The 12,748-nt window shown below is 70.2% G+C and carries 12 protein-coding genes; 4 read left to right on the top strand and 8 right to left on the bottom strand.

The annotated features are described in order from the left end of the window. Positions 1 to 135 precede the first annotated feature (135 nt). The 7 genes from AB0N03_RS38700 to AB0N03_RS38670 form a co-directional block, all read right to left on the bottom strand. A complete protein-coding gene (locus AB0N03_RS38700) occupies positions 136 to 1,773 on the bottom strand; it encodes an ABC transporter substrate-binding protein (protein ID WP_364382993.1) in 1,638 nt (545 codons plus the stop codon). Between the two features lie 289 nt (positions 1,774 to 2,062). Then, positions 2,063 to 3,016: a Ppx/GppA phosphatase family protein gene (locus tag AB0N03_RS38695; RefSeq protein ID WP_364382990.1), complete on the bottom strand. Its 954-nt coding sequence runs from the start codon at positions 3,014 to 3,016 to the stop codon at positions 2,063 to 2,065. Positions 3,017 to 3,139: 123 nt separating this feature from the next. Further along, the gene (locus AB0N03_RS38690; protein WP_364382988.1) at positions 3,140 to 4,315 is read right to left on the bottom strand and encodes a lytic murein transglycosylase; all 1,176 of its coding nucleotides are present in this window, start codon (positions 4,313 to 4,315) and stop codon (positions 3,140 to 3,142) included. Between the two features lie 153 nt (positions 4,316 to 4,468). Continuing rightward, on the bottom strand, positions 4,469 to 4,978 hold the full coding sequence (locus AB0N03_RS38685; RefSeq protein WP_364382985.1) for a DUF501 domain-containing protein: 510 nt from the start codon (positions 4,976 to 4,978) through the stop codon (positions 4,469 to 4,471). A gap of 130 nt (positions 4,979 to 5,108) precedes the next feature. Beyond that, entirely contained in the window at positions 5,109 to 5,471 is a 363-nt protein-coding gene (locus tag AB0N03_RS38680; RefSeq protein WP_086682701.1) for a septum formation initiator family protein, read from the bottom strand. 196 nt (positions 5,472 to 5,667) lie between these two features. After that, positions 5,668 to 6,954, bottom strand: a complete 1,287-nt coding sequence (eno, locus tag AB0N03_RS38675) for a phosphopyruvate hydratase (RefSeq protein ID WP_364382982.1) — start codon at positions 6,952 to 6,954, stop codon at positions 5,668 to 5,670. Between the two features lie 87 nt (positions 6,955 to 7,041). Continuing rightward, positions 7,042 to 7,488, bottom strand: coding sequence for a VOC family protein (locus tag AB0N03_RS38670; RefSeq protein ID WP_364382979.1), 447 nt, complete (start codon positions 7,486 to 7,488; stop codon positions 7,042 to 7,044). Between the two features lie 173 nt (positions 7,489 to 7,661). Here AB0N03_RS38670 and AB0N03_RS38665 point away from each other — a divergent pair, with 173 nt between their 5' ends. Next, a complete protein-coding gene (locus AB0N03_RS38665; protein ID WP_364382976.1) occupies positions 7,662 to 8,066 on the top strand; it encodes a tetratricopeptide repeat protein in 405 nt (134 codons plus the stop codon). A 220-nt stretch (positions 8,067 to 8,286) separates the two neighbouring features. On the opposite strand, the gene AB0N03_RS38660 is transcribed toward AB0N03_RS38665, so the two are convergent. Next, a complete protein-coding gene (locus AB0N03_RS38660; protein WP_364383170.1) occupies positions 8,287 to 9,033 on the bottom strand; it encodes a murein transglycosylase in 747 nt (248 codons plus the stop codon). Between the two features lie 371 nt (positions 9,034 to 9,404). On the opposite strand from AB0N03_RS38660, the gene efeU reads away from it, so the two are divergent. From efeU to efeB, 3 genes are read left to right on the top strand one after another with little or no spacing between them, the layout of a single operon-like run. Next, positions 9,405 to 10,250: an iron uptake transporter permease EfeU gene (efeU, locus tag AB0N03_RS38655; protein ID WP_364382973.1), complete on the top strand. Its 846-nt coding sequence runs from the start codon at positions 9,405 to 9,407 to the stop codon at positions 10,248 to 10,250. Further along, positions 10,247 to 11,401: an iron uptake system protein EfeO gene (gene efeO / locus AB0N03_RS38650; RefSeq protein WP_364382970.1), complete on the top strand. Its 1,155-nt coding sequence runs from the start codon at positions 10,247 to 10,249 to the stop codon at positions 11,399 to 11,401. Before efeU ends, efeO begins: the two co-directional genes overlap by 4 nt. Continuing rightward, complete coding sequence (gene efeB / locus AB0N03_RS38645) at positions 11,398 to 12,657, top strand: iron uptake transporter deferrochelatase/peroxidase subunit (protein WP_364382967.1); 1,260 nt, start codon at positions 11,398 to 11,400, stop codon at positions 12,655 to 12,657. Before efeO ends, efeB begins: the two co-directional genes overlap by 4 nt. The last annotated feature ends 91 nt before the right edge of the window (positions 12,658 to 12,748 follow it).

Here is a 12,748-nt window from a genome sequence, read left to right as displayed (position 1 = left end):
GGTGGTGCCGTCTGCTGTTCTACTGGGGGGGTTTTTCGGTTCTTTGGCGGGGCGGGCGGGTTTGTGTTTAAACCGGGTTCCACCCTTTTTAAATCACCCCCGACGGCGTGGTGGTGGTTGCGGCAGATCAGCGCGTCACTTCTTCAGGACCTCGATGGACGGGTAGTCCGGCATGCGCCGGAAGTCGAGAGCCGCGGACTTGAGGTTCTTCGACTTCGCCGCGACGCCCGCCTCGTCCCACACCGGGATCGACGGCAGGTCCTTCGCGATCAGGTCCTCGGCCTGCTGGTACAGCTTGACCGCGGCGTCCTTGTCGGCGGTGGCGTCCGCCTGCGCCAGGAGCGCGTCGACCTGCGGGTTCGAGTAGTCGGAGTCGTTCGAGGACCCACCGGTCTTGTAGATCGGGTTGAGGAAGTCCTCGATGGACGGGTAGTCCGCGGACCAGTCCGAACGGCCCATGCCGGTCAGCTTCTTGCCGGTGACGATGCTGCGCCACTGGCCGAAGTCGGTGGCCGGCACGAAGTCGCACTCGACGCCGAGGGTGTTCTTGATGCTGTTGCACGCCGCGACCAGCGGCTCCTTGCGGCCACCGTCCGCGTTGGACGCGATGGTCAGCTTGCCCTTGAAGCCGGACTTCGCGAAGGCTTCCTTCGCCGCCGCCGGGTCGAACTTGCAGTACTGGCAGACCCCCGAGCGGGCACCGGTGATGCCCTGGGCGACGTAGCCGTCGAGCGGGACGTAGGTGTCGTTCATGACGGTCTTGGTGATCTGCGCCCGGTCGATCGACATGGAGATCGCCTTGCGCAGTTCGAGGTTGTCGTAGCCCGGCACGTAGTACGGCAGGGCGATGGTGCTGATCCCGAGCAGGTGGCCGGTGACGAGCCGGTCGCCGAGGTCGGCCTTGTACTTGCCGCCCGCGACCGCCGACGGCGGGAGCGTCTCCATGAAGTCGAGCCGCCCGCTCAGCAGATCCTGGTAAGCGGTCTCCTGGCTGGCGTAGATCTTGATGTCGAGGTCCTTGAAGTGGACCTTGTCGTCACCCTTGTAGTCGTCGTTGCGGGTGAGCTTGATGTCCTGGTTCGGCGTCCGCGAGACGAACTTCATCGGGCCGTTGCCGACGGGGTGCTGCTCAAAGGCTTTGGGGTCCTTGAAGAACACGTCGGGCAGCGGCGCGAACGCCTGGTAGCCGACCTTGATGTCGAACACCGAGAACGGCGCGTCCAGCGTCACCTGGAACTCGTAGTCGCCCTTGGCGACCAGGCCGGACATCTTGTCCGTGGCCGGCCTGGCGTTCTTGTCCGCGGGGTGGACGTCCTGGTAGCCCTGGATGTTCGAGTAGAAGTCCGTGTTGAGCTGGCCGTTCGGCGCGTAGGCGCCGTAGTTCCAGGCGTCGATGAAGTTGTGCGCCTTCACCTCGGTGCCGTCGTGGAACTTCCAGCCCTGCTTGATCTTGATGTCGTAGACCTTGGAGTCGGTCGTCGTGATCGAGTCGGCCATCAGGTTGAACGGCTTCGCGTCCGCGCCCTTGAAGCCGACCAGCGTCGCGAACATGACCTGGATCGCCTTGGTGCCGCCGAGGTCGTTGATGTTGGTCGGGACCAGCGCGTTCTGCGGTTCCGTGCCGTAGACGCTGACCGTGCCGTCCGGGTTCGTCTCGCCGGCACCCGCGGAGCTGCCCGAGCCGCCGCCGCATGCGGCCAGCACGAGCGCCAGCGAGGTCATCACCACCGTGGGTCCCCAGAGCGTGCGCGAACGACGCATGATCCCCTCCATCTCCGTCTGTCCGAAAGGTGAGACGCACGCTATCGGGGGCGGTGAAGCTGATCACAGGACTGCGGTGTTGCAAATCAGTGACGACCGTCAGGACCACCTGGTTGGAGCACAACCAAGGTAGGAAATCGGGTACTCCGAACGGCCTAGCGCGGACACGTGGTCATCACGCGCTCACGTTCGGTTCGTGTTCGATTCCCGTTGTGGCACAAGCCCTTTCGGATGTCCGAAAGGGTCGGTGGGGTGCTTGTCAAGGGGTGCGCGTGGCCAGAACCGGAACCCGGGCGGCCCGTCACGCGAGCGAGAGGGCGATGCCGTCCAGGATGTCGTGCTCGCTGACCACCAGCTCGGTCGGGCCGCCGCGGGCCGCGAGCTGCTCGGCGAGGGTCTGGACCACCACCGCGCCCCCGGCGATCACGTCGACGCGGCCGGGGTGGATCACCGGGTTGGCGGCCCGGGTGGCGTGGCTTTCGGCCAGCAGGCGCGTCGCGAGCCGGTCGATGTCCGCGGGGCCGAGCTTCGAGAGGTGGACGCGCTCGCTGTCGTACTCCGGCAGCCCGAGGGCGATCGCCGAGAGCGTGGTCACCGTGCCGGCGACGCCCATCCACGTGCTGGCGCGGGCGACGTCGACGACGTCGAACGCGTCGGTGAGGACCTTGCCGGCCAGGTCGCGGGCGGCGGCGATCTCGTCGGCGGTCGGCGGGTCGCTCTTCAGCGCGCGCTCGGTGATCCGGACGCAGCCGATGTCGACGGACTTCGCGGCGAGCACCTCGGCCTGCCGGCCGTCCCAGGTGCCGAGGACGAGCTCGGTCGAGCCGCCGCCGACGTCGGCCACGACGAACGGGCCGTCGTCCGGGTCCTGCTCGCCGACCGCGCCGGTGAAGGACAGGCGGGCTTCCTCGTCGCCGGTGATCACCTCGGCCTCGACGCCGAGGGTCTCGCGCGTCATGCGGAAGAAGTCGTCGCGGTTCTTCGCGTCGCGGGTCGCGGAGGTGGCGACCATGCGCACCTTCTCGACGCCCTTGCGCCGGGCGGCGACCGTGTAGTCGGCGAGCGCGGCTTTCGTCCGCTCCAGCGCTTCCGGAGCGAGCTCGCCGGTGGCGTCGACCCCTTGGCCGAGCCGGACGATCCGCATCTCGCGGTGCAGGTCGCGCAGGTCGACGGTGCCGTCGTGGCGCGGCGTCAGCTCGGCGACGAGCAGGCGGATGGAGTTGGTCCCACAGTCGATCGCGGCAACACGAGGCATGCGATCACCCTAACCGGCGCGGCGACGGCACCCATTCGCCTCCCGCGAAGGGTCGCGAATGACTCATTCGCGGCGCCGGAGGTCCCGAATGAGTCATTCGCGACCTCCCGCCGGGCGGACTCCTCAGCTCGGCGGCGGCGCGGTGGTCGTGGTCGGGGTGGTCGTCGTGGTGACCGAGGTGACCGTCTGCCCGCACGTCGGCGTCGGCGGCGGCGGGGTCGTGGTCGGATCGGTCGTGGTCGTCGGCGGGGTCGTCGTCGGCGGCGGGGTCGTCGTCGTGGTCGTGCTCGTGACCGTCGTCGTGGTCACGACCGTCGTCGGCGACGCGCACGGCGGCGTGGTCTTCGTCGTCGTGCGCGGGCCGGTCGGCGTGGTCGTCGGCGGCGCGCCGCTCGGCGTCGTCGTCGGGACCGGCGGTGGCGGGATCGCCGGGACGGGCGGGCCGGCCGCCGCGTTCGGGGCGCCGATCGGGACCGTGCTGTCCGGCACCTGCATGATCCCGTTGCGATAGGCCTCAGCCCAGAGGATCACGGTGTTCACGTACGTGTCGGAGTTGTTGTAGCGGTAGATCGCGCCGCGCAGCTGGTCCGGGTTCGAGAGGTCGAAGCCGCCGGAGCAGAGGTAGCGGCCGGTGGCCAGGGCCGCGTCGAAGATGTTGTTGGGGTCGGACTTGCCGTCGCCGTTGCCGTCGGAGGCGTACCCGCGCCAGGTCGCCGGGATGAACTGGGTCGGGCCGACCGCGCGGTCCCACACCGGGTCCGTGTCGAGCTCGCCGTGGTCGGTGTCCGGGATCGCGGCGAACGCGCCCTGGCCGTTGAGCTCCGGGCCGAGGATCGGCTCGCGGGTGGTGCCGTTCGCGTCGACGTACCCACCGCGCGCGTGGTTGGACTCGATCCGGCCGATGCTGGCGATCAGGGCCCAGTCGATGTGGCACGCGGCCTGCTCGCGGCCGAGGATGTCGGCGGCGGTCTTGTACGCGGCGAGCGCGGTGGCGGGGATGCCGAGGGGGCCGTCGGGGAGTTCGTACGCCGGGAGCGGCAGCGGGGTGGGCGCGCCGGGGAGGGTGCCGTCGACGGCGATCTGCTGGATGGCGGCGTGCCCGGGGTCGTAGCCCTGGCCGAGCGCGGCGTCGCGGGTGTGGTCACCGGTGCCGCCGAGCCAGCCGAGGGTGACGCCGCCGGCGAGCAACGCCGGGACCACCGCGAAGATGCCGGTGAGCAGGGGGTACGCCGTGCGGTGGCGGATCCCGAATCTTCGGGTCTGGCTCCCGACTGCGTCAGGCAGTCGCCGCACGCGCATAGCTCGAAACCCTCCTGGCCGGCTCGCCTCTTCCACCCTCGGGTGACAGCCTGCCGTACCCGGGGCGCGGTTTCACCCCTTCGGGAGTCTGAATCTCGCCGGACGGGGGTTTTCGCTCACCCAGCCCAGTTATCTGTTTACGGCGCGCGAGCGTTACTCGGCACAGTCTCCCGTGGGCCACCCGTTCGCCTTAAGCAGCTCCAGCGTCTCGTCACCGAACGGATTCACCCCCGGGCCGACCGCGAGGGAGTGGGCGACGTGCACGTGCAGGCACTTGACGCGGCCGGGCATGCCCCCGGCGGTGACCTGGTGGCCGAGCGGCTCGATCGCGTCGCGCTCGGCGAGGTAGGTCTCGTGGGTGCGCTGGTAGCGGGCGGCCAGCTCGGGATCGGCGGAGAGCCGCTCGGTCATCTCCTTCATGATCCCGGACGCCTCGATCGTGCCGATCATCGAGTTCAGCTTGGGGCAGGTCAGGTAGTAGAGCGTCGGGAACGGCGTGCCGTTCTCGAGGCGCGGGCTGGTCTGCACCACCGAGGGATGCCCGCCCGGGCACCGCGCGGCGACGGCCCGCAGCGCCCGCGGCGGCCGTCCGAGCTGCTCCGCGATGATCTCGCGGTCGGCGTCGGTGACGGGCTCGAACCGGTGCTGCTGCGTGCTGTTCACGCGGTCAAGGTTAAGCGTGACCGGGCTCCCGGCCGCCAGCGCCCCAAGGTGGCCTTGGTTGCGTTCAACGCACCGAAGGGCCCCTTGGGTGCGTTGAACGCACCGAAGGCCACCTTGGGGCGCTGGAGACTCAGCCGCCGGAGACCTGGTTCCAGAGGTTCTCGTACCAGGAGCCGTCCGGGACCTGCTGCTGTCCCTGCTGCGGTGCCGCGTCCGGGGCCTTGTCCTCGGGCAGCTGGACGATGTACGGCGTCTCGCCCGGCTTGACGTACCGCAGCCGGCGCCGGGCCTCGGCCTCGATCTGCGCCGGGTCGCTCAGCTCCGCCTTGCGGCCCTGGAGCTGGGCGACCGTCTGCTGCAGCTGGGCCTGCTGGGCCTGCTGTTCGCGGATCTCGGTCCGCTGGGCGAGGTACGTCCGCAGGGGCACGGCGATGGTGAACGCCAGCGCGCACACCACGATCGCCACCACCGCCGCGCGGCGGGTGGTGGACATGCCGAGCACCTTCGCGGCACCGGACGCGCGCTTCGCCGCCAGGCTCCGGCGCAGCCGGGCCCGGGTCGTCTCCACGTCGCCGGTGCGGCGCCGCGCCGCCTCGGGACGGCGGGCCGGCGCGGGCCGGTTGGCCCGCGTAGCCCCGCCGCCGCCTCGGCGGTTGCGCGTCGTCCTCCCCCGGTCGGCCATTCCCGGCTCAGCCCTCGGCGCTGAACCGCGGGAAGGCCAGCTCGCCGGCGTACCGGGCGGCGTCACCGAGGGTCTCCTCGATGCGCAGCAGCTGGTTGTACTTGGCGATCCGCTCGCCGCGGGCCGGGGCACCGGTCTTGATCTGGCCGACGCCGGTCGCGACCGCGAGGTCGGCGATGAACGTGTCCTCGGTCTCGCCGGAGCGGTGGCTCATCATCGACTTGTAGCCGAACGACGTGGCCAGCGAGATCGCGTCGAGCGTCTCCGACAGCGTGCCGATCTGGTTGACCTTCACCAGCAGCGCGTTGGCGGCGCGGCGGGTGATGCCCTCTTCGAGGCGGTCCGGGTTGGTGACGAACAGGTCGTCGCCGACGATCTGGACCTTCTCGCCGACGTCGGCGGTCAGGGTGACCCAGCCGTCCCAGTCGTCCTCGCTCAGCGGGTCCTCGATGGACACGAGCGGGTAGTCGCGCAGCAGCTCGGCGTAGTACGCCGACATCTGCTCCGCGCTCTTCTTGCTGCCTTCGAAGGTGTACGCGCCGTCGGCGAAGAACTCCGTCGCGGCGACGTCGAGCGCGAGCGCCACGTCGCGGCCCGGGGTGTAGCCGGCCTTCTCGATGGCCTGCAGGATCAGGTCGAGCGCCTCGCGGTTGTTCGCCAGATTCGGCGCGAAGCCGCCTTCGTCGCCGAGGCCGGTCGAGAGGCCGCGGCCCTTCAGCACCGACTTCAGCGAGTGGTAGACCTCGGCGCCCCAGCGCAGGGCCTCGCGGAAGGTCTCCGCGCCGATCGGCGCGATCATGAACTCTTGGACGTCGACGTTGCTGTCCGCGTGCGAACCACCGTTGAGGATGTTCAGCATCGGCACGGGCAGCACGTGCGCGTTCGGGCCGCCCAGGTAGCGGAACAGCTCCAGCTCGGCCGACTCGGCGGCGGCCTTCGCGACGGCCAGCGAGACGCCGAGGATGGCGTTCGCGCCGAGGCGGGACTTCGCCGGCGTGCCGTCGAGGTCGACCAGCTTCTGGTCGACGATCCGCTGGTCGACGGCCTCGATGCCGACCATCTCCGGGCCGATCTCGTCGAGGACCGCGGCGACCGCGCGCTCGACGCCCTTGCCGTTGTAGCGGCCGGTGTCGCCGTCGCGGAGCTCGACCGCCTCGTGCTCACCGGTGGACGCACCCGACGGGACCGCGGCCCGCGCCAGGGTGCCGTCGTCGAGAGCCACCTCCACCTCGACGGTCGGGTTGCCACGCGAGTCCAGAATCTCGCGCGCGCCTACCTGCTCGATGAGAGCCACGCCATGCTCCTCGGTGCGTCGTGCCTGCGGTAACGCGCCCAGCCTAGCCGTCGCGGCAGTTCACCCGTTGGAGGCACGGCCGGTCGCTCACCCGTCGGTGCGGACCGCCTGCCAGCCCGGCGGCAGCTCCACGGTCTCGGACGTCTGCTGCCAGAACGTCCAGCTGTTGCCGCCGAGGTCGGCCACGGTGAACACGCGGGCGCCGTAGGGCTGGTCCTGCGGCGGGTCGAGCTCGCCTTCGTCGCCGAGGGCCGCCTCGATCCGCGCGTAGGCCTCGTCGACGTCGTCGACGTAGAGGATGTTGAGCTGGCCGACCGGCCCGTCGACGCCCTTGGCCTGCCAGTAGTCCGGTCCGACGCCGGCGAGCTGGATCCGCGCGTCGCCCGCGCGCAGCGTCGCCTGGAAGACCTCGCCGGCCCCGTCGCAGAACCGGACCTCCTCGGTGAACCCGAAGACCCTGGTCAGCCAGGCGAGCGCCGCCGTGGCGTCGGAGTAGTACAGGTAGGGCGCCAGGCCCCGGTACGGGCTGCTCATGGCGGGACAGTCCATCACGTCCCGATCGGCGGCGTGTGCAAGCCCCTCTTCCGAGGTACTGCGCCGATGGTTACCAACCCGGCCACAGTCACGGCCAATGGCTCCGCGGCAGAGCCTGCGCGCCGCTCGAAGTGTTGGCCTACTTTCGGCCGGATTGGTAACGTGGGATGACCATGACGGACGCCGCAGCTGCTTCGCAGCCTCCCGAGGAGTCGCGGTTCCATGCCTTCCGCCAGGCCGAAGAACTGGTGGGTCGCCGCCGTCCGCTGGACGCGCTGAAGGCGTTGCAGCCCTTGCTGGAATCCGAAGCGGACAAGCCGTCGGTCCACCTGCTGGCCGGGCGCGCGTACTTCCACTCCGCCCAGCTGCGGCGCGCCGAGCAGGCGCTGACCCGGGTGCTGGAGCTGGACCCGACGGACCACTACGCCCGGTTCGTCCTCGGCCGGACCCTGCAGCGCCTCGGCCGGTTCGTCGAGGCGCTGGCCCAGATGCGGATGGCGGCGGCGATGAACCCGGTGCCGGCGTACCTCGAGGCGATCAGCGAGGTCAAGGCGCACATCGCGCTGCGCGAATCCTGACCACCAGGGCCGTTCGGCCCGCCGGAGATCAGACTTTCGGCCGATCGGGCCGGGCCCCTCGGCCGATCCGCGGCACCCCCTCCTCCGGCGAAGCTGGTTCCAGACCGAATGAGGGAGGAACCGGAAATGTCGATCTTCGCCACGCTGGGTGCTTACGCCGGCTTGCTGCTGCTGGTGCTCATGGCCGTCACGCCGTTCTTCGCCGACCGGGAGCTGTGACTCAGGGCGCGACGCTCGCCTCCGCGTAGGCGTCCGCCGCGCTGAACACGTCTTGGCCGTAGGCGACTCCGGCGTTGTAGAAGAGGATCGCGCGCCACCAGCCCGACGGCGTGCCCAGGTCGTCGGCGCCCGAGCACAAGTAGCGCGCCGCCGTGAAGGCCGCGTCGTCCACGTTCTGGGGGTCGGGCGTGCCGCCGTCGCCGTTGGCCCGCTCCTGGTACTTCTTCCACGTCGACGGCAGGAACTGCAGCGGGCCGATCGCGTGGTCCCACGCCTTGTCGCCGTCGAGCTTGCCGCCGTCGGAGTCGCGCACCGCCGGGACGCCGGGCGAGCCGTCCAGCGGCGGGCCGACCACCGGCTTCATGACGCGGCCGTCCGCGCCGACCGCCGAGGGGTCGAAGTCCCCGCGCCCGGCTTCGACCCGGCCGATGCCCGCCAGCGTCGCCCACGAAAGGTGGCACGTCGGCTTCTGCCGCTGCATCCACATTTCCGCCCGGCCGTACGCGGCGAGCACGCGCGGCGGGAGGTGCGTCTTGTCCGCGACGCGGGTCGCCCACGCGTTCAGCTCGGCCTGGTCGGACACCGCCGGGCGGTCGACCGGGGCGGCGAGCCCGGCGCGGGGCGACTCGGCGCCGGGCTGCGGGCGCTGCTCCGGGATGGCCAACGCCGGTTGCGCCGGCGGCGGCGCGGCGGGGGCGTCCGGGTTCCGGATGCCGATCGTGAGGACGAGGACCACGCCGGTGACCACGAGCCCGAGCGCGAGGGCCACCCGGCCGACGTACCGCCTGGGCGGGCCGCCCGGAGGCGACGACGGAGGCGTGACGGTCGGCTGAGCGGTTTCGGCCACCCGAACAGGTTACGGAGCCACTCAAGGGGGGACCCCCGACCGCCTGATCAGGCAAGCGGAGGGTTAAAAAAGGTCCGCTGCCAGCGACGTCACAAAATTCGTTATCGAGTCGAAGCGCAAGCCTCTGACCTGCGGTTACCCTAACCTAACTTCGAAGTCGAGTCCTGTTTGTCCGATTGCATCGTTTCGGGCGGACGTACGCTCGCTGGACTTACAGGTGAGCCTTACCTAAAAACTTCCTGGACCCAGAAAAAAACTCAGGAGGCGGACCGGTGTTGTTCTCGAGTGCGCTGATCGGGCTGCGCGAAGGCCTGGAAGCCGCGCTGGTCGTCAGCATCCTGGTGGCGTTCCTGGTCAAGACCGACCGCCGCCACGCGCTGCGCTGGGTGTGGCCGGGCGTCGGCGCCGCGGTGCTGCTGTCGATCGCCGTCGGCGCGATCCTCACCTACACGACCGCCCAGCTGTCGTTCGAGCACCAGGAGCTGCTCGGCGGGAGCCTGTCGATCGTCGCGGTCGTGTTCGTGACGGCGATGATCTTCTGGATGCGCAAGGCGTCGAAGAGCATCGCCGCCGAGCTGCGCGGGAAGATGGACGACGCGCTGGACGTCGGCCCGATGGCCGTACTGCTGCTGTCGTTCCTCGCGGTCGGGCGCGAGGGCCTGGAGACCGCGGTGTTCTTCTACTCCGCCGTCCAGACCGCGCAGTCGGACACCGTGCAGCCGCTGATCGGCTTCGCCGTCGGCATCGTGGCGGCGGTGCTCCTGGCGTGGCTGCTCTACCAGGGCGCGGTGCGGTTCAACCTGGCGAAGTTCTTCACGATCACCGGCGTCCTGCTCGTGTTCGTCGCCGCGGGCGTGCTCGGCTACGGCCTGCACGACCTGCAGGAGGCCGCGTTCCTGCCGGGCATCGGCACCCTGGCCTTCGACGCCTCGACCGCGCTGCCCGAGACGTCCTGGTACGGCGCCCTGCTCAAGGGCATCTTCAACTACTCGCAGCAGACGACCGTGCTGCAGGCCGTCGCGTGGGTCGCCTACGTCGTCATCGTGCTGCCCCTTTTCCTCAAGCCCAGCAAGAAGACCGCGCCGGCGCCCGCCGCCGCGGCCGCCTCGAAGGAGTGACCGTGCGCAAGTCCCCCAGAACCCCGCTGGCCGTGCTGGCCGGCGCCGCCGTGTTGGTGACGCTGGCCGCGTGCGACAGCCAGGGCAGCACCGGGAACGAGACCTCCGCGGCGGGCGGTCCGGTCAAGGTCGAGGCGTCCGACACCGCGTGCAACGTCTCGGTCAACACCGCGAACGCGGGCAACCTGACCTTCGAGATCACCAACAAGGGCACCAAGGTCACCGAGTTCTACCTCTACGCCGAGGGCGACCGGATCCTGGGCGAGGTCGAGAACATCGCGCCCGGGCTGAACCGGCGCCTGATCGTCGAGGTCGCCGACGCCGGCAAGTACCAGACCGCGTGCAAGCCGGGCATGGCCGGCGACGGCATCCGCGGCGACTTCACCGTCACCGGCGGCGCGCCGAAGCAGAGCGACACAGGAGCGCAGAAGGCCCAGGCCACCAAGAGCTACGCCGACTACGTCGCGAACAACACCGCCGCACTCGAAGAGGAGACGGGCAAGTTCGTCGACCTCGTCAAGGCCGGCAAGGTCGACGAGGCGAAGGCCGCGTACGCCCGCACGCGCATCTACTACGAGCGCATCGAGCCGGTCGCGGAGAAGTTCGGCGACCTGGACCCGGCCATCGACGTCCGCGAGGCCGACCTCGAGCCGGGCCAGCAGTTCACCGGCTTCCACCGGCTGGAGAAGGACCTGTACGTCTCCGGCTTGCAGGCCGACAGCCCGAAGATCGCCGACAAGCTGCTGACCGACGTCAAGGACCTGGTCGCGAAGTCGAAGACCCTCGAGCTGACCGCGCTCGACCTGGCGAACGGCGCGAAGGGCCTGCTCGACGAGGTCGCGACCGGCAAGATCACCGGCGAGGAGGAGACCTTCTCGCACACCGACCTCTGGGACTTCCAGGCCAACGTGGACGGTTCGAAGGGCGCGATCGCCTCGCTGCGGCCGCTGCTGCAGCAGCGCGACGCCGCTCTCGTGTCCACTTTGGACAAGGAGTTCGCGAACGTCCAGGGCCTGCTGGACAAGACGCGCGTCGGTGACGGCTACAAGCTCTACAACGAGTTGTCCCAGGACCAGGTCAAGGAGTTCGCCTCGGCCGTCGACGCCCTGAGCGAGCCGCTGAGCAAGGTTGCGGAGGTCGTTTCGAAGTGACGTCGGCAGAGGGCACGCGGGTATCACGGCGGAAGCTCTTCGGCCTGGCGGGCGCGGGTGTCGCGCTCGCCGGGGCGGGAGCCGCCGCCGGCATCGGGATCGACAAGGCGACCGGTGGCAGCGCCGAGGCGGCGGTCAGCACCGTCGACTTCCACGGCGAGCACCAGGCCGGGATCGTCACGCCGGCCCAGGCGAACCTGCACTTCGCGGCCCTCGACGTCACCACGAAGGACCCCGAGAAGCTGCGACAGCTGCTGAAGACGTGGACCGACGCGGCCCGCCGGATGACGGCGGGCCAGGAGGTCGTGCCGAACGGCGCGGTCGGCAGCGGCGACTACGCGCCGCCCGGCGACACCGGCGAGGCGCTGGACCTGCCCGCGTCGCACCTGACGCTGACGATCGGCTTCGGCCCGTCGCTGTTCGACGGCCGCTTCGGCCTCGCGGGGAAGCGGCCGCCGCAGCTGATCGACCTGCCGCTGTTCCCGAAGGACAAGCTCGACCCGGCCCGCGGCGGCGGCGACCTGTGCATCCAGGCCTGCGCGGACGACCCGCAGGTGGCGGTGCACGCGGTCCGCAACCTGGTGCGGCTCGGCTTCGGCGTCACCGAGGTCCGCTGGTCGCAGCTCGGTTTCGGCCGCAGCTCGTCGACGTCGCGCGCGCAGCAGACGCCCCGGAACCTGTTCGGGTTCAAGGACGGCACGAACAACATCAAGTCCGAGGACACCGACTTCCTGCGCGACCAGGTGTGGGCCACGGCGGCCGACGGCCCGGCGTGGATGGCCGGCGGCAGCTACCTGGTGGCGCGCCGGATCCGGATGCACATCGAGACGTGGGACCGCGAAACCCTCGACGGCCAGCAGCAGATCGTCGGCCGCACGAAGGGCACCGGCGCCCCGCTGGGCCAGACCGCGGAGTTCGACGAGCTGGACCTCGACGTCGGCGGCGCGGGCGGCGAGAAGGTGATCGCCGACGACGCGCACGTCCGGCTGGCGTCGCACCAGGCGCTGAACGGTGTGCGGATCCTGCGCCGCGGCTACAACTTCGTCGACGGTTCCGACGGCGTCGGGCACCTCGAGGCGGGGCTGTTCTTCCTGGCGTTCAACCGGGACACCCGCAAGCAGTACGTGCCGATGCAGCAAGCGCTGTCGTCGAAGGACGCGATGATGGAGTACGTCCAGCACACGGGTTCGGCGCATTTCGCCGTGCCGCCGGGCGTCTCGAAGACCGGCTACTGGGGCGAAGGTCTCTTCGCCTAGGGCCTGTATCGAAGTGGGTCAGAGCCATTCGTTGATCGCAGCGATCTGAACAGTAGCTTCGTAGCGGACGGCGAGTTTGTCGTAGCGAGTA

It is taken from the genome of Amycolatopsis sp. NPDC051061 (assembly GCF_040682935.1).
GTDB lineage: Bacteria > Actinomycetota > Actinomycetes > Mycobacteriales > Pseudonocardiaceae > Amycolatopsis.
This window is presented reverse-complemented; position numbering and strand designations above follow the sequence as displayed.